Source organism: Paraburkholderia aspalathi (assembly GCF_905220735.1).
Lineage (GTDB): Bacteria > Pseudomonadota > Gammaproteobacteria > Burkholderiales > Burkholderiaceae > Paraburkholderia > Paraburkholderia aspalathi.
Genome location: NZ_CAJNBA010000001.1, coordinates 1,885,649 through 1,907,691 on the forward strand (window position 1 = coordinate 1,885,649; position 22,043 = coordinate 1,907,691).

The following is a 22,043-nucleotide window of genomic DNA, read 5'->3' on the forward strand; positions in this document are numbered from 1 at the left end:
AACATTGAACCAAAGCTTAGGCCGCTACCCGGCGAAGCGAAGCTTCGAAAAAGACAGGACTCAACCCGCAATTCAGCTCTTTGCGAGCCGGATGCCTGGGACACGTCGGCACTTGCGTGTCCGCTGTTTCGTAGCGTGGGCCGGGAGCTGGATTCGGCAATGCGATCCAGAGGGTCTTGAACGCGGCGTTGGTCGTTCTGGCCGGGATGCTCGCTTCTGGGTGGTTTTGGAGCGGAGGGTCGTCAAAGAGCAGCGAGGACTAAATGAAACGGGCACCCACCTGGGTGGAGATTCCTCCGCTTATGTCGAGAAAGACTCTCGACTGACCAGCACGGCTAGAGCTCACGAGTGCTGCGAGTGAGGTGGTTGTTGGACCCAACCACGGTAGCCAGGCAGCGAGCGCGGGGGCACGGCCGAGACCTTGGCTAGTCGGATGGAAGTCGAGATCGACGAACGTGGCCGAGTTTGTGATCTACATCGTCAAAGGCCGTGACGCCTGGTGAACCGGCGGCCGGCTCGCATTTTTAGAGCGTAGTTTCCAGCTGAGCTGACCACCCGGGCTACTCCCATCGATTCAATTCGCAATCGCCACGTCGCCAGCCAACGTTAGCCAATATCGATCGTGCGGCTCGTGGATCGCTGCTGCTCCTGTTTCGGCACCGTCAACGTCAGGACGCCCTTGTCAAACTTTGCGAGAGCGTGGTCGGGATCGGCATTTTCCGGCATCGGGATTGTGCGCGTGAAGGCTCCATATGCGCGTTCAAGTCGATAGCAGCCGTCTTCCTCACTGTGCACATCCTGCTTCTTTTCGCCACGCAATACCAACGCTCCGTCCTCGACGCTAATGGTCAAGTCCTCCCGCTCCATGCCTGGCAGTTCGACGGTCACGCGCAGTATCTTTCCCTCGTCGACCACGTCGATGCGCGGCTGGAAACGCGATGAACTGAAGTCGCCAAACCATCGTTCGAGCGCGCCGCGCGCCGCGAACGGATCATGAAAGAAATCCTCCATCGCACGCCACGGATCACGGGGAAAAAGTCGCGAAATGTCGGGCCACGGAACACGTGACGGTTCGCTGTCCGGCGGGCTTTGCGCACTGTCCGCCTCGGGCTTGCGTCCTGAACCGCGGAGAAATTTGAAAGGGTTCCACTTTTTCGGATCGGTGTTCATCTTATGCTCCTCGACGGTCTGGCAGGAGAACCGGAGCGTGACGATCTGCATCTGCGCCTCGACGGGCCCGGGTGGTGGCGACCTCGCAGCCGCCACCGGTTTTTCTCCTGTCATCGTTGCGGGCCTTCCGGACTTAGTTGGTCTGCACCTCGATCCGCCGCGGCCGTGCTTCGTCGCGACGCGGAATCGTCAGCTTCAGCACGCCGTCCTGCAGGTTTGCATCGATCTTCGATGTGTCGAAGTCCGGGCTCAGCGAGAACGCGCGCGCGAAATGCGGTTCCCGGATCTCGGCGTGCTGCAGCCGCAGACCGGCGGGCGTCGGCACAACTGCTTCGGCCTCGATATAAAGATTGCCGTCGTGCACCTTCACGTCGAGTTTGTCCTTTGTGACGCCTGGCAGGTCCGCCCACAGCGTGATGCCCTGGCTGTCCTCGAACACGTCGACTGCCGGTGCGAGCGTCGTCCGCCGCGCCGGCTGGTCACCCTCGCGTCGTGCTACCGCGCTCTGGTCGCGCTCAGCGACCTGTGTCCTGTCGTTCATGGCTTGCTCCTTGAATGGCTGACATTACTGGACGGTAATGGCTCGCGGCTTCGACGCTTCACGCTTGCCCACGCAGATCGACAGGCAACCGTTGGTGTAGCGCGCCTGCACCTTGTCGGGGTCCGCATTCTGCGGCAGCTCGATCACGCGCCGGAAACTGCCGCTGAACCGCTCCTGTGCATAGGTGCGGGTGTCGTCCCGGGTTTTGTCATCGCTGCCGGTCTGGGCGGGCTTGCGCTCACCGCTGATTGTCAGCAGGCCCTTGTCGATCGACACGTCGAGTTCGACCAGCTTCAGACCGGGCGCGAACGCGACGATTTCGATTGAGTCGTCAGTCGTACCGATGTTCAGCTGCGGAAAGGCCCCGAAGCGGCCCGAGCGGATGCTGGACGGAAAACCGCCGAACAGGCTGTCCATCTGCCGCTGCAGACGGTCAAACTCACTGAACAGGTCGGTTCCGGAAAAGAGATCACTCATCGTATCCTCCTTCGATGCAGCGAGGAGGCGAACGGGCCTACGCGCTCCAGTCCGCCTGCCAGGCCGCTGGCAAACAAATCGAAACACGCAGCGCACCGGATGTGACCGGCGCATCTGCCTGAGCGAAATCAAAGATAGAACCTACGGTGAAAATTTCAAGGGGCGGTAGTGAAATTCCGGTCTTGAAAATCGCCTGCCAAATCCTATTATCGCGGTGCGTTGCAACGGAACCGGAGGACACCATGGAATTCGATTCAGACTGGCTCACGCTTGGCAGACACCGCGTCCGGCTGCGCTCGACCAGAGGCTTTCCGACGGAATTGATGCGCAGCGTGGCGGAGGTCGTGCAACTCGCGATCGACAACAACATGAGCGCCCGCGCGCGGCTGGTCGAGATCGTCTTCCAGCACGAACAAACCTACGATATCGCTGTCGGCACGACACTTACCGAAGACCGCGTTTGTGCGCCGCAACTGGAAGCGGCGATTGCGATGGTGCTCGGCGTGCTGCCGGATCAAGTGAACATCATCGTGACGACAGTAAGTCAGGAGGAAGTCGACCTGCACTTCGGCGTGTATGAGCGCATGCTGGCCGAGAAACTGGGCGTGGTGCCGCCAATCCAGTGATCTTCGGGCTATTGCGCTTGGCCGCAGGAGCCGCGATGCATAAGCACGGGAAGGCTGGCCTACCGGATCGTTTGCTTCTGCTGCCCTATTTGGGGCAGCGGGTCGCAGTCACGGGACGCGTCACCCGTTTTCCACCGTTCAGCCGACGACGACCTAACGTAATGCCGGCGGTCTTGCTGTCTGGGCGAGTCCGTCTTGATTCCGAATGGCTGCTTTGCAGAAAACTCGGTGGCCGCTCCGGGTCGACCTTAGCCAGTCGCCGTCCGGCTCAGTGCGGCCACAAACAGCCGGTCATCGAAGGCGATTGAGCGTCCGCTTTCTACCGGATACACGCCGCGCTGCCGCAGCCTTTGGGTCGCGCGCAAGACAGCGATGTCCAACTCGCGTGGCCCGCATTGTGCCTCGCGAGAGTTACCCAGCAAGCTGTCGGCGTCATCTTCGCGCAAGGCACGTGAGCCGGCGAGAGCCGCGAATTCGGGGATTTCATCGCTTCGATAAATATCGACCGCCTGAGACAACAAATCCTCCCGCCGGACTTGCGCGTTCCTTAGACCTGCGCGTACCCGCCATCAGCGAACAATTCACTTCCGGTCATGAAGCTGCTCTCATCGGAGGCAAGAAACAGGGCGGCGGCAGCGAGTTCGTCCGGTTTCCCCATGCGTCCGATAGGAACCCGTGCAATCAGGGCTGCTGCAGCGGCTTCTTGCTGGCCTGAGCGCGCCAAACCGTTGAGCAGACCAGGCGTTTCGGTTGGACCCGGCGAAAGGACGTTCACGCGAATCCCCGTGCCCTTTAAATCCCACGCCCAGCTCCTTGCAAGATTGCGGACTGCTGCCTTCGAGGCGCTGTAGACACTGAACGCTGGTGCGCCCATCGAGCCAGTCGTCGATCCGGTGAGGATGATCGATCCGCCTTGCTTCATTAACGGCAGCGCTTTCTGTACGGTGAACAGCGTCCCCTTGACGTTCACACCGAAAATCGTATCGAACGATGCTTCGGTGATGGAGCCGATCGGCTGCGTGCCGCCCAGTCCGGCATTAGCGAACAATATGTCGATTCGTCCTTTTGTGGCCTCTACTTTGGCGAAGATTCGATCGAGGTCGTCCAGGTGGGAGACATCGCCTTGGACAGCGGTCGCGCGAGACCCGATGGCTTTGAGCGCGTTGTCCAATTCTTCCTGGCGACGACCAACGATAACAACCTCCGCCCCTTCCGCTGCGAATCGCGTGGCAGCCGCCAGTCCAATACCACTGCTACCACCTGTCACCACTGCGACTTTTCCTTCTAGCCTGCTCATGTGCACCTCCGGTTGGAATCAGAAGTCACACAGTAGACCTGCACCATTCATCTGGATAGTATTTACCTTTTGGTAAGTACCATGAGAGAGGCAGCAGAATGGCTACGATTACCTTTAACTGTGGGCTTGACGCCGCGCTGGCAGTCCTTGGCGGGAAATGGAAACCGCTGGTGTTGTTTCATCTGGCGCATGGTGTGCATCGATATGGTGAGCTGAGGCGCGCGGTGGGTAGCGTCAGCGATAAAGTGTTGATTCAGCAACTGAAAGAGTTGCAGATGGATGAGGTAATAGAGCGCGTCGACTACAAAGAGATTCCGCCAAAGGTTGAGTACTCTCTCACGCCTTTTGGGCGTTCGCTGGCGAAGGCGCTTGGTCCCCTTTGCGTTTGGGGTACCGAGCATATGCGCGACGTCGAGCGAATCGCCTTACGCCGACAGACACCCGCGGATGCCGATGTCGGTCAAGATTAGTGGCGGCTCCGGCGTGGACTCACGCTGACGCTGCGTCAGTTAGCCTGGCGCCATTCGTTTCGTCAGGATTTGCTGCAATGAACCCATATTGGTCTCTGCGCGGACACTCGTGGTCAGGTAGCCGAAGGGCCGTAGAGGGTCGACTTCTGCCGATCGCATCAGGCTCTGTGTGGCCTATCAACGACCTTCGGCGACAGGCAACCATTTCTGTCCCGCGCGCCAATAGTTCGATGGCTAGCAAAGCCATGATGGTCCAGTGCTACGCGGATCGGCGGCCCGGTTGCCCGGTCCGCCGTTTTCCCCGATGCGTGGTTCCTTCGTTACTTCCTTGATGTCAGCCCACCGAGCACGGCGCTGGATGACCCGGACGTTCCTCCGCTGGCGCCGCCAAGCGCACTCGTCAGGGCGTTGACGAGGCCGGTCACGGGCGCGAGCAGGTTGGTCGTGCCGGACCCACCTGAACCGCCTGAGGCGTGTAGCGCGCCTGTCGACGATGATGCTACTGACGTCGCTGGTACTAGCGGGTTGTTGGCGCTGCCTGTCGCGCCGTTCAGCGCGACGCTTGCCGAGATGGCCACGCCGGTGAGCGGCGCTAATGGATTGCCAGGTCCTCCGACCATGCTGGTCAGCGAAGAGGTCAGCGAAGTCAGGGTGCCGGCCAGAGGTGCGAGTGGATTGGTCGAGCCGCCAATACTGCCAAGTCCGCCCGTCAGCGTGCCGGGCAGCGAAGTGAGGATGTTGGTGAGCGGTGCCAGCGGATTGCCGGACGAACTGCCGCCCGGATTGAGGATGCCGGTCAGGCCGCCGAGCGGATTACCGCTGCCCGAGCCACCTGTGGTCAGCAGGCCGCCGACCGAGGTAACCGTATTGCCCAACTGGGTCACGACGTTACCCAGGTTCTTGCCGATCGGATTACCCGTGGCGCTGCTGATCTGGCCGCCCGCAGTGTCGAGGCCGTGGCCGATGGTCGACAGCAGTCCATTGAGCGGCTTACCCAAACCGGTCGTGTCGCCGACGGTCTGGGTGGTCTGCGCGAGCGTCGCGGTGATTGGCGTGATTGCAGTGCTGAGGGTCTGCGTGAGCTGCTGCACCGGGCCGTTAGTGAGCGTCGAGCCGAGTTGCGTGCCCAGGCTGCTGACGGCGGTGCCCACGGTTGAGATCGTGCTACCGAGCGGGGCCGTCAGGGGGCTGAGCGGAGCAGTCGGACCGCTGCCGAGGCTGGTCACGAGCTGTCCGGCGCTATTGACGGCCTGGCCGGCGTCATAGACCAGGTTGCCGCTGCTGGCGAGGGTGGTACCGAGAGGGTCGGTCGAGTTCCCTAGCTGGCCGAGACCGTTGAAAGCGCCCGCGCCGAGTGCGGACACTCCGGCGCCGAGATTCGAAACCACACTGCCGAGCGCTGTGGCGGTAGCGGTGTTGCCGCCAGGGATCGGCGTGAGACCGATCTGGCTGCCGATGGCCGAGACAGTCTGGCCGGCCGCAGTGACGACATTGCCGGTGTTCTGCACCACGACGCCGAGTGGGTTCGCGCTCGACGGCGTGGGTGTCGGCGTAGGCGTAGGCGTCGGCGTCGGCGTAGGCGTAGGCGTCGGCGTGGGCGTGGGCGTGGGCGTGGGCGTGGGCGTAGGCGTGGGCGTGGGTGTGGGCGTCGGCGTAGGCGTAGGCGTAGGCGTTGGCGTGGGCGTGGGCGTCGGCGTAGGCGTAGGCGTAGGCGTTGGCGTGGGCGTGGGCGTCGGCGTGGGTGTAGGCGTGGGCGTGGGTGTAGGCGTGGGCGTTGGCGTTGGCGTTGGCGTAGGCGTTGGCGTGGGCGTCGGCGTGGGTGTAGGCGTGGGCGTGGGTGTAGGCGTGGGCGTTGGCGTCGGCGTTGGCGTCGGCGTTGGCGTTGGCGTCGGCGTCGGCGTGGGCGTGGGCGTGGGTGTGGGCGTCGGCGTGGGTGTAGGCGTCGGCGTTGGCGTAGGCGTGCCGTTACCTGAGCCGGACCCCGATCCGGAACCTGTACCGGACCCCGCCCCTCCTCCCGAACCACTGCCGGACCCGCCGCCTGTACCTGTGATGGCGCCGCTTCCCGAACCATTGCCAAGCGTTGGCGACTTCGTGGTCAATGTCGATCCACAACCTTGAAGAACCATCAGTGACGACACGCACATGGCGATCGTCGTCATTTTGAAATTGCGATTCATGCTTGCACCCCCCGGTGATGAAAATCCTGGGGTTGTGACTGCAAAGGTCATACCATATGGGGAGCGCACCGTGCGGTGCATAAGAAAGGTCAGCAAATCAAGGGCGCGCAGGCGATCGATTCCCGTGCGTCGCGATCTTGAATGCCAGTGTGGTGCGGAACATTGTCTTCCAAACCTCGAACGTAACGTAACGTGCGGAGCGGTTTTCACACATCTGCGTTTCCGCCGAGGCAGCTGTTCTTCAATAATGAACAGTCGTTTAAGAGCCGATTGCGATCGACGGTTGATGGTCGACGACTTTGCCTGACGACGACCGGCTCAGTTCGTTTAGGATTGTTCGACGCCTGCTCGCATGCGTCATGCGTGCGCTCACGCGGCAGCAGGCAAGGGCAGGTGTCGAACAAACCTAAACGGGTGTGGACGTTCGCCGTCGTAGGCGCTCAAGCACCCGATGCGGTTGCTTCCTTGCCCGCATTGCAGACTGGCGTACCGTTCGGGCTAGTTGTGGCATCCGGGCGAATGTCCGTTGTCGATCAATTCGAACGTCCCTATCGGGTCGACTGCAGACAAACGCATTGAGCAGCCAGCCGGCCACTCAATGCACTCACCGGCGCGCTCGCCTGCGGAACTCGCTTCCAACATTTCCGTAGGCCAGTCGACCAGCGAAGAGCCGAACCAGCCTGAGGCACTAACAGCACACCTCAAGCAAGCGCCACGACAGCAATCTCGACAAGCAACTCGGGCGCGGCCAATTTCGCCTGCACTGTCGCACGTGTTGGTGCGCAGCCTTGTGGAATCCATGCGTCCCATACTTCGTTCATACCGGCGAAATCGCGGCTAATGTCCGAAAGCCAGACCTGCGCGGAAACCAGACGCGTCCTGTCGATGCCAGCTTTCTCCAGAAAGCCGTCGATCTTCTCCAGTACTTTCGCGGTCTGAACCTTCACGTCGGGTGCGTGATCGGCCGACGTCTGGCCACCAACGAACACGAGGCCACCGGCTTTGACGACGCGGCTCATACGCTGATTGGTTTCGATACGAACGATATCGGTCATGAACATCTCTCCAGTTGAAGTCGAACGAAACCGTCGCGCGCCGACTCAATGCGCGTGACGGAGCAAAAAAAGAAAGCGATTAGTGCGTGACCAGTTGCGCAGTGCGTGAAAACGACGAGTCGCGGCCGAAGCGATCGATAGCGAACGCATCGAGCGGGATCGATGGCGCGCCGTCGAGTATCAGTTCGGACACGAGCTTGCCGCAGCCTGGCCCCAACTGAAAGCCGCTGCCGCAATAGCCAAACGAGTAATACAGATTCGACGCCTTGCGGCTCGCGGAGATCACCGGCAATTCATCCTCGGTGAAGGCTTCGACGCCGGCCCATGCGCGATTTACACCGAGATTGCGCAGGTGCGGAAACAGATCGGTCACGGTTCGCGCGCTGCGCACGAGGCGGGCGAAATCCACTTCGCCGTGACGATTCGCGAGGTCCGCGATACCGATCAGTTTGCCGCCGATCACCACCGTGCCGTTGTCGAATTGCTTGAACGACAGCGGCCTGCCCGTTGCGCCAAGCGTCGCGCGACAGAAGGGCGCGACACGATGCGTGACCATCAGCATCAAACCTTCGGGGTGCACCGGAACCGGTTCACCCACCTGCTTCGTGAGTTCGCCGGACCACGCGCCCGCGGTGACCAACAGTTTTTCCGCGCTGAACGTGCCACGCGATGTCACCGCGAACCACCGCGTGCCGCGCTGTTCGATGCGGCGCACCGGCGTGCCTTCCAGAAAGCGCGCGCCCAGTCTTTGCGCGGCGAGCCGGAAGGCAGTCGTTGTCCGATAGGGCAGTGCGAAGCCGTCGCGCTCCACCCAGATGCCGCCTGTCACGTGCCGCGCGAGCGCTGGCTCGAGTTCAAGTACGGACTCGCGGTCGATCACTTTCTCGTGCGTGAATCCATGCGATTCGAGCAACGCGACGCGCTGGCGGCACGCTTCGAGTTCGTCATCGGTTTCGGCAATTTTCAGCTGGCCGGACGGGACGAAGCCCCCATCCTCGCAGAGCAGATCGCTCATCCGATACCAGATTTCGCGCGACATCAACGCGAGCGGAATCTCGGGCAACGGGCGGCCCAGCGTGCGCACGCCGCCCGCGTTCACGCCCGACGAATGACGCGCGACGTAGTCGGCTTCGAGCACGATCACGTTCGCGCCACGCCGCGCCATGTGGAACGCGCTGCTGGTGCCGTGCAGTCCACCGCCCACTACAAGGACATCGACTTCGCGAAGGTGGGTGGTGTCATTCACCGGCGAGTTCTCCGAGCGTGAGCGGCTTGATCGGCGGACGGATGCGGTAATAGCCCACTTCGGCGGGCGAGACGCGGCGCGCTTCGGCGATCACTTCCGTCACCGTGAGACCGCACATGCGGCCCTGGCACGGTCCCATTCCGCAGCGTCCGAAAGACTTCGCCTGATTCGGTCCCACACAGCCCAGCTCGACGAACTTGCGCAACTCGCCCGCGGTGACCTCCTCGCAACGGCACACAATGGTCTCGTCGCGCGGAATGCGGTTGATGTCGCGCGGACGATAGAGGCTGTCCAGAAACGGCCGGATGCGCATGACGTCGGCGAGCGCGCGGCGATGCTGAGTGGCCTCGGTATCGCGAAGCGAGGCGGTGATGGCGTCCAGTTGCGTGGCGGCCGCGAGCCCCGCGAGCGACCCCTGTAATGCCGCGGCCTGCGCGCCGCCGATCCCCGCGCAATCGCCCGCCACGAAGATGCCCGGCACGTCGAGTTCGCCCCACGCATCGACTTGCGGCGTAAAGCAGAGTTGCCCGTTGTCCCAGCGGTGCGTGGCGCGCAGCGCCTGCGTGAATTGCGTGTTCGGCACGACGCCCTGGTGCAGCAAGATCACGTCGGCTTCAATGCGATGCGCCGTGCTTTGGGTCGTGAAGTGAAGCGCGGCGGCGCGCTCGACGTGATCCGTGCCGATGCGCCCTTCCACACGCAGATCGTCTGCCGCCTCGAAGATCGGCACGCCGGCTTCGCGCAGCGTGCGGATCAGTTGCAAGCCTTTGGAGAGCAACGGCCACGCGCGCAGCGCCGCAAACACATGACGCTTGGCGCGCCAGCGATCTTCATGACGCGTGGTGTCGACCAGCGCGCGAATCGGCACGCCGGCGCGCACGTATTGCCAGCCCAGCAGATAGAGCAGGGGGCCGCAGCCCGCCAGCACAGGCGGCGCGGCTGGCACTTCGCCCGCGCTTTTCAGGAGAATCTGCGCCGCGCCCGCGGTCAGCACGCCGGGCAGCGTCCAGCCGGGAATCGGAAAGGGCCGCTCCAACGCGCCGCTCGCGAGAATCACGCGCTGTGCGTCGAAGCTGCCAATCTTGCCGTCCTTCAGATAATTGACGCCGCGCTCGCGCGTGACTTGCCACACGCTCGCGTCGGTCACGTGGCGCGCGCCGGAAGCGACGAACGCGTCGGCAGTGGCGGCACCCGCTGCGTAGTCCGGGCCGAGAATTTCCTTCCGACGCGCGTCGGCACGGCCAATGCCGCGATAGATCTGGCCGCCCACGGCGTCCTGTTCGTCGATCAATACGGTTTTGAGGCCTGCGCGCGCGGTGCGCGTCGCCGCGCTCATGCCTGCGGGACCGGCGCCGACCACAACGACGTCGACAGTTTCAGAAGCGAAATCAGCGGCCATGTATGTTCTCCAGCGGTGCGTCAGTCACGGGCGGCAGGTCGCGCGCGCCTTCCTGCGAGCGAATCCGCATGCCGGCCTTCACTTCCACCATGCAGCTCTGGCGGCTCGGCACGCCGTCTATTTCGACGAGGCATTCGAAGCACGCGCCCATCATGCAGAAGGGCGCGCGCGGTGCGCCGGACACGGGCGTCGCACGAAAGCGCGAGACGCCCGACGCGAGCAGGGCGGCCGCGACGGACCGGCCGCCGGGCACGGTGAGCGGCTGATCGTTGAACAAGATGTCGACGTTCGCGGCGGCTGTGCCTTGCGCGTCCGCGAGTGGCTTGAACAGGGTATGGGTCGATTGCGAAGTCATATCGATGGTCAGTGAGCGGGAGTCAGTTCTCGGGCGTGCTCGAAGCGGCGCGCGGAAAAATTGGGCAGTTCCTCTGGCATCGGTCTGCCCATGATCCACGGCGCCACGCGCAACGCGTGCGCCGCCGCGAGCGTCACGCCGCTGTGACACGTCACGACGAACGCGCCGGGATGCTTCACGGACTGGTCGTAGATCGGGAAGCCGTCGGGGGTGTAGACGCGCAATGCGGCCCACATGCGCACGAGCCGCACGTGCTGCAACAGCGGGAATGCGCGCACGCCGCGTCGGGCGATGTCGGCCAGCACGTGCGTGGTGGTGAAGTCGTTGAAGCCGACTTCCTCCATCGAATCGCCGAACTGCACGGTGCCCTCGTCGGTCTGTCGCACGTTGAGCGTCGGATAGTCGAGAAACTGCGTCACGCGCTCGCTCACCAGCACCTGTCCCCGATTGGGCGCGACCGGCGCATTCAGTCCGACGAATGGCGCGAGCGCGCGATTGCCGAGGCCAGCGGCGAGAACCACTCGCGCCGCGCGATACGTGCCGCGTGTGCCATGCACGATGAAGCCATCGGCTTGCGGTTCGATGCGCTCCGCGCGTTCACCTGAGACGAGCCGTACGCCACGTGCCTGCATCGCGGTGTGCAGTCCGCGCAGGAGCTTGAGCGGATTCACGTGACCGTCCATCGGCGTATAACTCGCCCCAATCACATCGGGGCCGATCTGCGGAATGCGCGCGCGGACTTCGGCGGCATCGAGCATCTGATACGGGTAATCGCCGAGTTCGGCTTGCAGCGTGGAGAGGCGTTTCTCGCGCTCGGCGAGTTCGTCGTCGTTGAAGCAGAAGTGGAAGCCGCCTGGCTGACGCAACGCGACATCCACGCCGGTTTCCTTGAGCAGCGCTTCGGCGAGCAGGGGCCAGCGCGTGGCCGAACTGCGCGACCAGCGCGCGTAGGGCGACATGCCGTAGCCCTTGCCCTGAATCCAGACGAGGCCGAAGTTGCCACGCGAGGCGCGGAAGCCGCCGTCGTCCTCGTCGAGCACGGTCACGCGCGCGCCTTCGCGGGCGAGTCCGTAGGCCACGGCGGAACCGACGAGTCCGCCGCCGAGCACGAGCACGTCGGGGCAGACGCTGCTTGTCAATGTCATCGGGCTTCTCCGATCAGAATGCGATCGAGTCCAACCATGCGATCGAGCAGGATCATCAGGAGGACAGTGCCGACGATCAACACCGCCGACACCGAAGCGACCAGCGGATCGATCGTCTGCGCGATCTGGTTGTACATGGCGACGGGCAGCGTGGTGGTGCCGGGCGTCGCAACGAAGATGGTCATCGTGAGTTCGTCGAAACTCTGGATGAACGAGAGCACCCAGCCGCCTGCCACGCCGGTGCGGATCATCGGCAGCACCACGCGGCGAAACGCGGTGAACCGGCTGGCGCCACACGAGAGCGCGGCGCGCTCCGCATCGCGATCCAGTCCGACAGCGGACGACAACGCGAGCCGCAACGCATACGGCAGCACGATGATCACGTGTGCGCAAACCAGTGACCAGAACGATCCCGACAGATGCAGCAGCGACAGAAAGCGCAGGAACGCGATGCCGAGCACGACGGCGGGAATCATCATCGGTGAGAGAAAGAAGCTCGTGAGCGCGGCGCGGCCGGGAAAGCGATACCGCGCAATGGCGAGCGCGGCGGGCACCGCGAGAACCACGCCGATAGTCGCCGAAGCGAACGCGAGCCGCACCGAGAGCCAGAATGCCGAGACCATGTCGTCGTTCTCCAGGATCGCGCGGAACCAGCGTAGCGACGCGCCATCGAAAGGCATCGAGATATAGCCTTTATCGGTGAAGGCCACGAGCATTACCGCCGCGAGCGGCGCGATGATGAAGGTGAGAAAGAACGCGTTGTACACGAGCCCGAGAATGCCGTTCTGTTTCATGTTCGCTCTCCCTCGCTCAGTCGAAGATATGCCGGAAGCGGCGTTCTGTGAGACGGCTGCAGCCCATCACGATCGCCACGTTGGCGATCAGCAGCAGCACGGCGATGCTTGCGCCGAGCGGCCAGTTGAGCGTGCCGAGGAATTCGTCGTAAGCGGCGGTGGCGACCACTTTCAATCGACGTCCGCCGATCAGCGCTGGCGTCGCGAAAGCCGAAGCCGAGAGCGCAAACACGATGATCGAGCCCGACAGCACGCCCGGCATGATCTGCGGCAGCACCACGCGGCGGAACACCGCGAATGGCGAGCCGCCGAGCGAGCGGCCGGCCCATTCCACTTGGGGATCGAGCTTCTGCACGGTCGCCCACACCGACATCACCATGAACGGCACTAGCACGTGAGTGAGCGCGATGATCATGCCCGTCATCGTGAAGACGAGACGGATCGGTTCGCTCGTGATATGCAGCGACTGAAGCAGATTGTTCAGCACGCCGTTATTGCCGAGCAGGATTTGCCAGCCGAGCGTGCGCACCACCACGGAAATCAACAGCGGGCCGAGCACGATCAACAGACACAACGACTGCCATGGACGCTTCATGCGCGCGAGCACGATGGTCTCCGGCACGCCGAGCACGATCGAAAGCAGCGTGACGGCGAACGCGAGACCGGCAGTGCGCAGGAAGATCGTGCCATAGTAGGGATCGCTGACCACTTCCCAGTAGTTCGTGAGCGTATAGGCGGAGGTGACGCCGGCCGTATCGCTGAACACGCGGAACGACAGCATCAGCGTGAGCAGCAGCGGCACCAGCAGCAGGCCGACGAACAGCAGCAGCGCGGGCCCCGACAGCAGCCACGGCGCCGCGCCGGGGCGGCCGTCTTCAAGCGTGGCCATGAGCGCTCTCCCGATCGTCTTGCGTGAGTACGCGTAGGTCGTCGTCGGTCCATGCGAGACCCACTTCGTGACCTTCCTCGGGCGGCGGCGCGCCGAGGTTCGGCTGCGCCACGCGCAGCTTGCCGAGTTCAGTCTCCACTTCCAGCAGCCACTGATTGCCGACGAAGACCCGCGTCGCGATACGGCCGCGCACACGGGCGTCGCCATTCGCCAGATGAACCTTTTCCGGGCGGATATAGACGTTCACCGATCCATCTACCTGACGGCCCTCGTGCGGAACATGCAGCGTGGTGCCGGCCACCGCGACTTCCGCGCAACGCGGATTGCGGCGCAGCACTTCGCCGGGAAACGCGTTGGTGCGGCCGAGGAAGGTGGAGGCGAACGGCGTGGCGGGCCGTTCGTACGCGTCGTAGGGCGTGCTCAGTTGCGCAATCGCGCCGCGATGCATCACGGCAATGCGATCGCTCATGGTCATCGCCTCCACCTGATCGTGCGTGACGAGAATCGTCGTGATGCCGAGGCGCTTCTGGATGGCGCGCAGTTCGATGTGCATTTCCTCGCGCAGCTTCGCGTCGAGGTTCGACATCGGTTCGTCGAGCAACAGGAGTTCGGGCTGCATCGCGATGGCCCGCGCTATCGCGACGCGCTGCCGCTGACCGCCAGACAGTTCCTTCGGAAAGCGGTGGCCAAGGCCATTGAGGCGCACGAGCGAGAGCGCTTCGGCCACGCGCTCGTCGCGCTCCTTGCGCTTCACCTTGCGCATCTCCAGCCCGAAGCCGACGTTGCCGGCGACTGTCATGTGAGGAAACAGCGCGTAGCTTTGAAACACCACGCCAATGCCGCGCTTTTCCGGGCTTTCCTGGGTGATGTCGCGGCCATCGAGCAGAATCCGGCCCGTGGTCGGCGTGACGAAGCCCGCGACCATCTGAAGGGTGGTCGTCTTGCCGCACCCGGACGGGCCGAGCAGCGCGAGCAGTTCCCCACGTTCGACGGCCAGATCGAGCTGCTCGATGGCGGTGAAATCGCCGTAGCGCTTCGAAATGCCTTGCAGAGTCAAAAAGGCCATACGCCTCGCTCCTTCATCAGATCGCGCGCCGCGCGAAGAACTTACCAGTCACAGACGGCTGTGACGTACATCAGCGTTCGACCGAACGGTTCCAGCGCTCCGTCCACTCGGCGCGATGCTGGTTGATCGTGGCCCACCAGTCCATTGCGGTCAGCTTCGAGACCTGCTCCGGTCCATACGGCACGCGCGCGGCGATGTCAGGTGTGAGCTTCACCGTCTTGTTGACCGGACCGATGCCGATGCCTTGCGCCTGCAACACCTGCACTTCCGGGCTCAACAGGTACTGCACGAACTGCTGCGACAACTGCGGCTGCGCGTTCTCCGCGACAACGCATGCCGCCACCTGCAACGCGACCGCGCCTTCCTTCGGGTAGATGAACTTGAGCGGGAAGCCGGTGTTCTGGAGCGCCACGGCGCGGCCGCTGCCATAAGGCGCGAGGATCACGTCGCCGGCTTGCATCTGACCGTCCATCTCGCCGGGCGTCGGCGCCCAGGAGAGCACGTTCGGCGCGACTTCCTTCGTCATCGCGGCGAAGCCAGGATCGATATTCTTTTCGCCGCCGCCGGAGAGGCGCGCGAGCATCACGAGCGTATGCAGGCCGTAGGTGTTGGTGATCGGCGGCACGCCCAGCTTGCCCTTGAGGTGATTGTCGGTGAGCGCCTTCCACGAGTCGGGCGGCGGCAGGCCGGCTTTCTTGAACGCCTCTTCGTTGTAGCCGATTCCGGTCGCCACCATGCCGACGCCGATCGAGGTCGGGCCGAGTTTGGCGAGCGGATAGACGTCTTTCATCACGGGCGCGTCGTCGAGCTTCGCGCACAGGTTGAATTGCATCGCCTGATACATGGGGCCGTCGTCCATCACCGCCACGTTGATCTGCTGATGGCCTTTCTGCGCCTGGAGCTTGGCGAGCGTGTCGCTCGAATTCCCCGCGACGTAGACGATCTTGACGTCATGCGCCTTTTCAAACGGCGGAATGATCTTTTGCCGGTAGACCTGTTCGTTCGAGCCGCCGACGTTGGCCACGTAGAGCGTGGTCTCGGCCTGCGCGAAGAGCGGGGCGGCGAGGGCGGAAGCGAAGGAAACGGCCGCGATGGCGGCGCGCGACGGGGCGGACAGACGGCGATGCAACGCTCTTCTCATGACGACGATCTCCAGTTCCGGTGTGGGGAGGCGGGCTTGGTCGCCCGTCGTTAGAATGCAGTGTCACGCTGCCTAATCATGTCGTCCAATACGAATTAAATACCTACCTATGCATGAGTGATATGGGTTAGGGGTGGTCGTCTAAGGGAGAATACGGATGAATCTCAAGCACATCGAGGCGTTTCGCGCGGTGATGGTCTCGGGGTCGATGACCGCCGCGGCCAAGGCGCTCTTCACGTCGCAGCCGAATGTGAGTCGGCTGATCGCCCAACTGGAGCGCGATACGGGCTTGCAGCTCTTTCAGCGCAGCGGCGTGCGGTTGATTCCGACCAGCGAGGGCGAGGCGTTCTTTCGCGAAGTCGAACGCGCATTCGTCGGCTTGCAAGGTTTGGCCAATGCCGCGGCGCAGATTCGCAATCTCGGCAGCGGCCGTTTGCGCATTGCCGCCATGCCGTCGGCGGGCATGACGCTGGTGCCGCACGCGATCAAGCGGTTTGTCGAGCTATTTCCGGAAGTCACCGTATCGCTGCATGTGAATACGTCTGGCACGGTCAATCATTGGACTGCTTCGCAGTTCTGCGATCTGGGTGTGGCGGTGTACGTCAGCGAGGCGTCGGATTGCGAGGTCGAGCAGCTGTCGAAGGTGGCTGCCGTTTGCGTGATGCCGGCGGAACATCGGCTGGCGGGAAAGCGCAGCATCAAGCCGGAGGATCTGGAGGGTGAGTCGTTCATCTCGCTGTGTCACGGCGATGGCACGCGCGTGCTGATGGACGAAGTGTTCCAGCGCGCCGGCGTGCAGCGCGTCCTGGCGATCGAGGCGCAATACACCGCGATGTGCTGCGAGATGGTTCGGCATGGGATGGGCGTGACGCTTGCGCATCCCATCGTCGCACGCGACTTCGCCGGACCTGATATTGCAATTCGCCCATTTCTACCGGCCACACTCTTTCCGACTTATCTGCTTTTTCCTCCGCACCGGCCACGAGAGCGGCTCGCGTCAGCTTTTGTAGAAGTGTTGCGGGGGCTGCACGAGGAATTGCTTGCAGAGGTAGTTGCGCCGGTTCGGAGTATGGCGGGCCGCGCGCGAGCGCGCTCTCGGTCCGGGGCGTGACGGGAAACGTTTCGAATTGGCGGCGGCGTATTCTGGTCTTGTGGTGGGGCCGTCGGGCGGGGTTCGGCCAATTGCGGCCGTTGGTCAAGTCTTTGAGTCGGACGCTTAAACGTCGCTTTCTTGGTTGGCTGCTGACATTCGAACGCCAGTCGTGGTCGTCGCGATATCAGCCTAAGGACGGCCGCTTGCAGCGTATCGCGGGTACTGGCGTCACCGTCACCGCTGTGGTGCCGCGGCCAACGCGCTGCAAGTTTTAGGGCGACTTGATTGAGAAGCAGCCCGAGGGCAATTGCGTCACGCAAGAGGAAGTCAATCACGGTTTCCTGAAGGCGATGCATGATGGGTCCGACCACCCTCGTCCAGCTCGCGACCAAGGACGAGGTTATCAACATCATCGTTAATGTTTGTTTGGAGCAGGCAAGCGCGACGAGCGGCACTGAACTAAAGTCTCAGGCGGCGGCGTCCGCTGAGTCGACTGAGGCGGGAGCGACGAATACCTGATCGTGAAATGTGAAGATAAAAATACGGTATCGGCTGAAGCACTCAACCGGCTTTTTCGATTCGACCGTACGTACCGGAAATGGACCGACGCCCCAGTCGAAAAACGCTTGATCCACGACCTCTGCGTCCTTCACTGAACACGAAGGGCCGCACGAGGTTCTCCAGACTAAAGCGAGCGGTCGCGCTCGGCAAGAGTGTTCACCATCTCTGCCATGTTCTCTGTTCCCCAAGTGCATAGCGGGACAATCTTGTCGGCCAGACTACGACCGAGTGGGGTCAGCGCGTAGTCCACGCGTGGTGGCACCTCCTTGTAGTCCGTCCGCTCCAGTACACCATCGGCCTCCAGTTCCTTCAATTGCTGAATCAGCACCTTGGCGCTGATACCGTGGACATTGCGTTTAAGCTCGCCGTAGCGCTTCGGGCCGTCGAGCAGGAAGTAAAGGATCAGCGGCTTCCACTTGCCCGCGATGATGCTGAGGGTGGCTGCGAGCCCGTAGGAGTAGCGGCCACCACACTTTTCAGAGCAGTCGTTCATTTGATGGTTACCAAAAGGTGCATACTTGTACTCAGGTTATCAGAACTGCATACTGGACTCAAGTAAGCAGTTCGCTGCTTCCCAACAACTCCAAGGAAGGATGCAAGTGATGACCAGATTGAATGGAAAGACCGCTGTGATCACCGGTGGCGCTACCGGCATCGGACGCGCGGCAGCAAAGCGCTTCATCGAGGAGGGCGCCTTCGTCTTCATCTACGGCCGCCGACAAGAAGCGCTCGACGCCGCTGTAGCCGAGCTCGGCTCCAATGCCCGCGCGGTGAAGGGCTCGGTCTCGGATGAGGCCGACCTAGACCGACTCTACGCGGCGGTGAAAGCCGAACGCGGAACCCTCGACATCGTCTTCGCTAATGCCGGGGCTGGAAGCCAGCTTGCGCTCGGCAAGATCACCGCCCAGCACATCGACGAAACCTTCGACACTAACGTGAAGGGAACCATCTTTACTGTTCAGAAGGCGCTGCCGCTGATGGGCCAAGGCGGTTCGATCATCCTGACCGGATCGAGCGCGGGCACCACGGGTGCGCCGGGAATGAGTGCGTACAGCGCGAGCAAGGCGGCCGTGCGCAACCTCGCGCGGACCTGGGCGGAAGATCTCAAGGGCACTGGCATCCGGGTAAATGTGCTGTCACCAGGCGCGACAGCGACGGAACTCGCGAAGGAGGCGCTGGGCGAGGAAGGTCAGAAAGTCTATGCCTCCATGACTCCGCTGCAGCGTATGGCCGATCCGGCCGAGATCGGAGCGGTGGCGGCCTTTCTCGCGTCGCAGGACAGCAGCTTCATGACCGCTAGCGAGGTCGCCGTCGACGGTGGTCTGGCGCAACTGTGACACCCAGCGCATAGCAACTCAACGCGCGTGAGCTATCCATCACGGTCTATGTTCATTGCCGATACGGAAAGGCAAGTGCCGGAAGCTTGTCCGCGTCAGAGGCCGGCACTTCACACCTGACGATCCACCGCAGCAATTGGAGAATCCTCGTGAATGCGCAAACGAATGTTCGGATAGCGAAGGCGTTTTTTTCCGCTATCGGGAAAGGCGATAAGCAAGTCGTGATCGCGCTGTGTGCCGAAGACATCGAATGGATCATTCCAGGCGAATGGGCGTGGGCCGGCGCACATCGCGGACATGCGGGATTGACAGATTTTATTCAGAGATCGTCTGAAACGGTGGAGATTTCATCTTCTGAGCCACCGACATTCATCGCGGAAGGAGACCGGGTTTTGGCAGTCGGTGTGGCGAAAGGAAAAGTCAAAGCCACAAACAAGACTTTCGAGGACCATTTCATCTTCGACTTTACCGTTCGCGAAGGAAAGGTGACAAACATTCGGGAGTATATCGACACGCTGGCACTCGCAAGGGCCTCCGAGACGGCCTAAAGCTACGGACTAACACTTCTAGAGAACAGTTATGAGCTACGCAATTATCGGCTTCGGCAAGATAGGACAGGCGCTTGCCACGGCGTTCGCGCGCAGCAACATCGAGGTATCGGTAGCAACCACACGCGACCCGGCAAGCTTTGCATCCGCTGCGGCCGCGATTGGACCCACGATCATTCCCAAGACACTGGCCGAAGCGGTCAAGGCGGATATCGTTTTTCTGGCTGTCCGTTTCGAGTCGCACCAGGATGTCGCGAAGACGCTGACCGACTGGCAGGGTAAAACTATCGTCGATGTGACGAACGCCTACGGCGTATCGCCTGAGGAGCTGGGTGGGCGACCTTCGTCCCGCTTTGTCGCGCAGAGCTTCGTTGGCGGCAGGCTGGTCAAGGGCTTCAATCACTTGGGCGCTGCCGTCCTTGCCCAAGACCCAGCTATTCATGGCGGGAAGAGAGTCGTGTTTCTGGCGAGCGACGATGACGACGCGGCAGCGGAAATCGGCGCGCTCGCGGACAGACTCGGATTTTCGCCGATCGAACTTGGCGGCCTTTCGGAAGGTGGACTGCTTGTGCAGGCGCGCGGAAAAAGCTGGGGCCGACTAATCTTCAAGGACCTGGTCAAGTTCGACTGACGGTAGGGGACCTCTATTCCCCTGCTTTTAGTGCAGACGCCGGTAGTCATAGCGGTGAGCAAGCCAAGGCCTCGCTGTTCCATCTGCGAGGATGAAATACTGATCTTTCGTTTCATGATCGGGGCCATCGCGCGTAATCACTTCTTCCATGCGAAGCATGCGCCCGGCCCAACCGGGCGCAACCGGCGGCGCGGCGAACGGTTCAAATCGTACGGTTATGCGCTCCGGCGTGTCCCGCGCAAAACTCGACGCCGACATCGGCGCAACAAGAATGCGCGCTTCGATCGAGACGTAGCGCCATTGTCCTGCTGTCGTGTCGTAGCCGAGGTAGTCGATACGAAGAGGTCTGGAGGTCTCCGATGTGTGCAGCGTCTCCTCGAGGAAGCTTCCTACCATCCGACGCTCGGCAACCAGCCCCTTGCTGACCTCCGGCGCCATGTCTGGTCCCGCCTTGAACGTATCGACCACTGACCAACTACCTTCCTGTTCTGATAGCGCCGCTGTTTCTCGCGATGTTTGTGCGGAGGCAGGCAGGCTCGAAAAGAAGAAAGCGGCCGGCATTGCCACGCGCCGTTATGGTAAGTTCCGACGATCCCGGCTCCTTCGATCGCGTCAACCAGCCAAGCTGGCTGGCCTCCAAACCGATCGGCAGGCGCACGATGCCCGCAGCTCAGGTCTTATTCGCGGACGATCCGGCGGACGAAGTGCAATTCCACAGCCGAAAGAGGGCCGCCGAGCTGTTGCATCGCACCGCCGTCCGCGAGAGAACCGAGGTCGAGCGCGACCAGGCCCGTCGAATTAATAAGTTCGACCACGAGCACCTTGGCATCGCGATCGTCGCCCGACACGAACAGTACGGTTTTCGGCTTCTGTGGCGAGAAATCCTGTATCCAGGCCATCGGCATATTGCTGATCGACTTCACCAGCCTGGCCCCGGGCGCCATTGCGGCGACTGTCTCGCTCGACGTGCGGCCCTCCAGCGCGGCAACCGATCTCGCTACGCCGACAGCGCTGATGTCCGGTTCCTCGCCCATGTGGGCGTTCGTCCCGTCGACGAGGATGCGGCCGCTCCAGTCGATACCCTTGAGCGCCTCCGGCGCATCCGCCCAATTCGTGGCGAGGATCACCACATCGCATTCCGCAGCGTCCTGCCTGGATCCTGCGCTGGCGGCCGGACCCAGATCGGCGACGAGCCCCGCTAACGCTTCCGGCCCCCGCGAACTGGACAGGACGACCTCATGGCCCGCACCGAGAAAATGACGACCCATGGTCGTAGCCATGCGACCGGCGCCGATGAACCCAACTTTCATGACCGTTTCTCCGAGATCAACCGACGACTCGAGCAGCCGCGGCCGATGCAATCACTTCGCCGAACGCCTCCACCGCCGTCTCGCCTGACATTCCAGCGCGCGCCGATCCGGCGAGTACGATGTCCAGATGTGTAATTCCGATGAACCCCAGCACCTGACGGAGGTAGCTGCTGGCGTGATCGTAGCCTTCGATCGGAGAGCCAGGACTGAAATCACCCCCGCTCGCAAGAATGACGGTGGCCTTCTTGCCGGTTAGCTGCCCGACATTGTCGACGACCGTGACACCGACCCGGACGATATGGTCGATGTAGGCCTTCAGCACCGCCGGGATGGTGAAGTTGTACATCGGTGTGGCGATGATGATGCGATCAGCTGCTTGCAATTCGGCGACCAAATCGTTGGAAATCTTGATGGCGGCAGCGCTCTCCGGCGAATGTTGCTCCGGGGGCGTAAACGCGCCGCCAATCCATGGCAGATCGACAAACGGCAGATTGGTCTTCATCAGATCGCGTTCAATGGCTTTGCCGCCGGGGTGTGCGGCCAGCCATTTCTCGACGAACACCGCCGAGAGCTTGCGGGAGGTCGAGTATTCGTGGCGAGGGCTTACCTGTATCGCGAGAAGTGTCGGCATTTCGATCTGTTTCCTATCAGCTTTGAAGCGTTGCCCAAGTGGGCTTGCGTGATATGCAAGATAGGGAAAGTGAATCATCTT

The 22,043-nt window shown here is 62.4% G+C and carries 23 protein-coding genes and 1 pseudogene; 6 read left to right on the top strand and 18 right to left on the bottom strand.

Annotated elements, in window-relative coordinates; all coding sequences use genetic code 11:
- Nucleotides 1–606: 606 nt before the first annotated feature.
- The 3 genes from KHO30_RS08365 to KHO30_RS08375 all read right to left on the bottom strand — a co-directional run bounded on the left by KHO30_RS08365 (nt 607) and on the right by KHO30_RS08375 (nt 2,188).
- On the bottom strand, nt 607–1,170 hold the full coding sequence (locus KHO30_RS08365) for an Hsp20/alpha crystallin family protein (protein WP_200621496.1): 564 nt from the start codon (nt 1,168–1,170) through the stop codon (nt 607–609).
- A 133-nt stretch (nt 1,171–1,303) separates the two neighbouring features.
- Entirely contained in the window at nt 1,304–1,711 is a 408-nt protein-coding gene (locus KHO30_RS08370) for an Hsp20/alpha crystallin family protein (protein WP_211700542.1), read from the bottom strand.
- 24 nt (nt 1,712–1,735) lie between these two features.
- Nucleotides 1,736–2,188 carry an Hsp20/alpha crystallin family protein gene (locus KHO30_RS08375; RefSeq protein ID WP_211700543.1) on the bottom strand — a complete coding sequence of 151 codons (453 nt, stop codon included), beginning with the start codon at nt 2,186–2,188 and terminating at the stop codon, nt 1,736–1,738.
- A 242-nt stretch (nt 2,189–2,430) separates the two neighbouring features.
- On the opposite strand from KHO30_RS08375, the gene KHO30_RS08380 reads away from it, so the two are divergent.
- Complete coding sequence (locus KHO30_RS08380) at nt 2,431–2,814, top strand: hypothetical protein (protein ID WP_200621485.1); 384 nt, start codon at nt 2,431–2,433, stop codon at nt 2,812–2,814.
- A 547-nt stretch (nt 2,815–3,361) separates the two neighbouring features.
- On the opposite strand, the gene KHO30_RS08385 is transcribed toward KHO30_RS08380, so the two are convergent.
- Entirely contained in the window at nt 3,362–4,111 is a 750-nt protein-coding gene (locus KHO30_RS08385; protein ID WP_200621484.1) for an SDR family NAD(P)-dependent oxidoreductase, read from the bottom strand.
- 98 nt (nt 4,112–4,209) lie between these two features.
- On the opposite strand from KHO30_RS08385, the gene KHO30_RS08390 reads away from it, so the two are divergent.
- Nucleotides 4,210–4,581, top strand: a complete 372-nt coding sequence (locus KHO30_RS08390) for a winged helix-turn-helix transcriptional regulator (protein WP_093644093.1) — start codon at nt 4,210–4,212, stop codon at nt 4,579–4,581.
- Between the two features lie 320 nt (nt 4,582–4,901).
- On the opposite strand, the pseudogene KHO30_RS08395 reads toward KHO30_RS08390, so the two are convergent.
- From KHO30_RS08395 to KHO30_RS08440, 10 genes and pseudogenes are all read right to left on the bottom strand, one after another.
- A pseudogene (locus KHO30_RS08395) lies at nt 4,902–6,206 on the bottom strand (collagen-like triple helix repeat-containing protein); the annotation flags it as partial.
- A gap of 1,256 nt (nt 6,207–7,462) precedes the next feature.
- The gene (locus KHO30_RS08400; protein WP_211700545.1) at nt 7,463–7,816 is read right to left on the bottom strand and encodes a RidA family protein; all 354 of its coding nucleotides are present in this window, start codon (nt 7,814–7,816) and stop codon (nt 7,463–7,465) included.
- A gap of 79 nt (nt 7,817–7,895) precedes the next feature.
- Nucleotides 7,896–9,062 carry an NAD(P)/FAD-dependent oxidoreductase gene (locus KHO30_RS08405; protein ID WP_211700546.1) on the bottom strand — a complete coding sequence of 389 codons (1,167 nt, stop codon included), beginning with the start codon at nt 9,060–9,062 and terminating at the stop codon, nt 7,896–7,898.
- Nucleotides 9,055–10,461 (bottom strand): NAD(P)/FAD-dependent oxidoreductase, encoded by a 1,407-nt coding sequence (locus KHO30_RS08410; RefSeq protein WP_211700547.1) that lies wholly within the window; start codon nt 10,459–10,461, stop codon nt 9,055–9,057. Before KHO30_RS08410 ends, KHO30_RS08405 begins: the two co-directional genes overlap by 8 nt.
- Nucleotides 10,451–10,816: a (2Fe-2S)-binding protein gene (locus KHO30_RS08415; protein ID WP_093647361.1), complete on the bottom strand. Its 366-nt coding sequence runs from the start codon at nt 10,814–10,816 to the stop codon at nt 10,451–10,453. The genes KHO30_RS08410 and KHO30_RS08415 overlap by 11 nt, the downstream gene beginning before the upstream one ends.
- Nucleotides 10,817–10,824: 8 nt before the next feature.
- A complete protein-coding gene (locus KHO30_RS08420; protein WP_211700548.1) occupies nt 10,825–11,961 on the bottom strand; it encodes an NAD(P)/FAD-dependent oxidoreductase in 1,137 nt (378 codons plus the stop codon).
- A complete protein-coding gene (locus KHO30_RS08425; protein ID WP_200621479.1) occupies nt 11,958–12,755 on the bottom strand; it encodes an ABC transporter permease in 798 nt (265 codons plus the stop codon). Before KHO30_RS08425 ends, KHO30_RS08420 begins: the two co-directional genes overlap by 4 nt.
- Nucleotides 12,756–12,771: 16 nt before the next feature.
- Nucleotides 12,772–13,644 carry an ABC transporter permease gene (locus tag KHO30_RS08430; RefSeq protein WP_211700549.1) on the bottom strand — a complete coding sequence of 291 codons (873 nt, stop codon included), beginning with the start codon at nt 13,642–13,644 and terminating at the stop codon, nt 12,772–12,774.
- Nucleotides 13,631–14,710, bottom strand: a complete 1,080-nt coding sequence (locus KHO30_RS08435) for an ABC transporter ATP-binding protein (protein ID WP_211700550.1) — start codon at nt 14,708–14,710, stop codon at nt 13,631–13,633. The genes KHO30_RS08430 and KHO30_RS08435 overlap by 14 nt, the downstream gene beginning before the upstream one ends.
- A gap of 70 nt (nt 14,711–14,780) precedes the next feature.
- Complete coding sequence (locus KHO30_RS08440; protein ID WP_211700551.1) at nt 14,781–15,851, bottom strand: ABC transporter substrate-binding protein; 1,071 nt, start codon at nt 15,849–15,851, stop codon at nt 14,781–14,783.
- 157 nt (nt 15,852–16,008) lie between these two features.
- On the opposite strand from KHO30_RS08440, the gene KHO30_RS08445 reads away from it, so the two are divergent.
- The gene (locus tag KHO30_RS08445; RefSeq protein WP_211700552.1) at nt 16,009–16,962 is read left to right on the top strand and encodes a LysR substrate-binding domain-containing protein; all 954 of its coding nucleotides are present in this window, start codon (nt 16,009–16,011) and stop codon (nt 16,960–16,962) included.
- 667 nt (nt 16,963–17,629) lie between these two features.
- Here the strand turns inward: KHO30_RS08445 and KHO30_RS08450 are convergent.
- Nucleotides 17,630–17,998 (bottom strand): winged helix-turn-helix transcriptional regulator, encoded by a 369-nt coding sequence (locus tag KHO30_RS08450; RefSeq protein ID WP_211700553.1) that lies wholly within the window; start codon nt 17,996–17,998, stop codon nt 17,630–17,632.
- Between the two features lie 109 nt (nt 17,999–18,107).
- Here KHO30_RS08450 and KHO30_RS08455 point away from each other — a divergent pair, with 109 nt between their 5' ends.
- The 3 genes from KHO30_RS08455 to KHO30_RS08465 all read left to right on the top strand — a co-directional run bounded on the left by KHO30_RS08455 (nt 18,108) and on the right by KHO30_RS08465 (nt 20,021).
- Nucleotides 18,108–18,842 (top strand): SDR family NAD(P)-dependent oxidoreductase, encoded by a 735-nt coding sequence (locus tag KHO30_RS08455; RefSeq protein ID WP_122155410.1) that lies wholly within the window; start codon nt 18,108–18,110, stop codon nt 18,840–18,842.
- A gap of 149 nt (nt 18,843–18,991) precedes the next feature.
- Entirely contained in the window at nt 18,992–19,390 is a 399-nt protein-coding gene (locus tag KHO30_RS08460; RefSeq protein ID WP_123385462.1) for a nuclear transport factor 2 family protein, read from the top strand.
- Nucleotides 19,391–19,421: 31 nt separating this feature from the next.
- Complete coding sequence (locus tag KHO30_RS08465; protein ID WP_211700554.1) at nt 19,422–20,021, top strand: NADPH-dependent F420 reductase; 600 nt, start codon at nt 19,422–19,424, stop codon at nt 20,019–20,021.
- A 27-nt stretch (nt 20,022–20,048) separates the two neighbouring features.
- On the opposite strand, the gene KHO30_RS08470 is transcribed toward KHO30_RS08465, so the two are convergent.
- The 3 genes from KHO30_RS08470 to KHO30_RS08480 all read right to left on the bottom strand — a co-directional run bounded on the left by KHO30_RS08470 (nt 20,049) and on the right by KHO30_RS08480 (nt 21,962).
- Nucleotides 20,049–20,489 carry a hypothetical protein gene (locus KHO30_RS08470; protein ID WP_211700555.1) on the bottom strand — a complete coding sequence of 147 codons (441 nt, stop codon included), beginning with the start codon at nt 20,487–20,489 and terminating at the stop codon, nt 20,049–20,051.
- A 209-nt stretch (nt 20,490–20,698) separates the two neighbouring features.
- Nucleotides 20,699–21,331: an NADPH-dependent F420 reductase gene (locus KHO30_RS08475; RefSeq protein WP_211700556.1), complete on the bottom strand. Its 633-nt coding sequence runs from the start codon at nt 21,329–21,331 to the stop codon at nt 20,699–20,701.
- A gap of 16 nt (nt 21,332–21,347) precedes the next feature.
- Nucleotides 21,348–21,962, bottom strand: a complete 615-nt coding sequence (locus KHO30_RS08480; protein ID WP_211700557.1) for an FMN-dependent NADH-azoreductase — start codon at nt 21,960–21,962, stop codon at nt 21,348–21,350.
- Nucleotides 21,963–22,043 lie beyond the last annotated feature (81 nt).

Excerpts from the sequence above, each read along its gene's own strand:
- KHO30_RS08365 (WP_200621496.1), bottom strand. The coding sequence starts at position 1,170 with ATGAACACCGATCCGAAAAAGTGGAACCCTTTCAAATTTCTCCGCGGT.
- KHO30_RS08370 (WP_211700542.1), bottom strand. The coding sequence starts at position 1,711 with ATGAACGACAGGACACAGGTCGCTGAGCGCGACCAGAGCGCGGTAGCA.
- KHO30_RS08375 (WP_211700543.1), bottom strand. The coding sequence starts at position 2,188 with ATGAGTGATCTCTTTTCCGGAACCGACCTGTTCAGTGAGTTTGACCGT.
- KHO30_RS08380 (WP_200621485.1), top strand. The coding sequence starts at position 2,431 with ATGGAATTCGATTCAGACTGGCTCACGCTTGGCAGACACCGCGTCCGG.
- KHO30_RS08385 (WP_200621484.1), bottom strand. The coding sequence starts at position 4,111 with ATGAGCAGGCTAGAAGGAAAAGTCGCAGTGGTGACAGGTGGTAGCAGT.
- KHO30_RS08390 (WP_093644093.1), top strand. The coding sequence starts at position 4,210 with ATGGCTACGATTACCTTTAACTGTGGGCTTGACGCCGCGCTGGCAGTC.
- KHO30_RS08400 (WP_211700545.1), bottom strand. The coding sequence starts at position 7,816 with ATGACCGATATCGTTCGTATCGAAACCAATCAGCGTATGAGCCGCGTC.
- KHO30_RS08410 (WP_211700547.1), bottom strand. The coding sequence starts at position 10,461 with ATGGCCGCTGATTTCGCTTCTGAAACTGTCGACGTCGTTGTGGTCGGC.
- KHO30_RS08415 (WP_093647361.1), bottom strand. The coding sequence starts at position 10,816 with ATGACTTCGCAATCGACCCATACCCTGTTCAAGCCACTCGCGGACGCG.
- KHO30_RS08420 (WP_211700548.1), bottom strand. The coding sequence starts at position 11,961 with ATGACATTGACAAGCAGCGTCTGCCCCGACGTGCTCGTGCTCGGCGGC.
- KHO30_RS08425 (WP_200621479.1), bottom strand. The coding sequence starts at position 12,755 with ATGAAACAGAACGGCATTCTCGGGCTCGTGTACAACGCGTTCTTTCTC.
- KHO30_RS08430 (WP_211700549.1), bottom strand. The coding sequence starts at position 13,644 with ATGGCCACGCTTGAAGACGGCCGCCCCGGCGCGGCGCCGTGGCTGCTG.
- KHO30_RS08435 (WP_211700550.1), bottom strand. The coding sequence starts at position 14,710 with ATGGCCTTTTTGACTCTGCAAGGCATTTCGAAGCGCTACGGCGATTTC.
- KHO30_RS08440 (WP_211700551.1), bottom strand. The coding sequence starts at position 15,851 with ATGAGAAGAGCGTTGCATCGCCGTCTGTCCGCCCCGTCGCGCGCCGCC.
- KHO30_RS08445 (WP_211700552.1), top strand. The coding sequence starts at position 16,009 with ATGAATCTCAAGCACATCGAGGCGTTTCGCGCGGTGATGGTCTCGGGG.
- KHO30_RS08450 (WP_211700553.1), bottom strand. The coding sequence starts at position 17,998 with ATGAACGACTGCTCTGAAAAGTGTGGTGGCCGCTACTCCTACGGGCTC.
- KHO30_RS08455 (WP_122155410.1), top strand. The coding sequence starts at position 18,108 with ATGACCAGATTGAATGGAAAGACCGCTGTGATCACCGGTGGCGCTACC.
- KHO30_RS08465 (WP_211700554.1), top strand. The coding sequence starts at position 19,422 with ATGAGCTACGCAATTATCGGCTTCGGCAAGATAGGACAGGCGCTTGCC.
- KHO30_RS08475 (WP_211700556.1), bottom strand. The coding sequence starts at position 21,331 with ATGAAAGTTGGGTTCATCGGCGCCGGTCGCATGGCTACGACCATGGGT.
- KHO30_RS08480 (WP_211700557.1), bottom strand. The coding sequence starts at position 21,962 with ATGCCGACACTTCTCGCGATACAGGTAAGCCCTCGCCACGAATACTCG.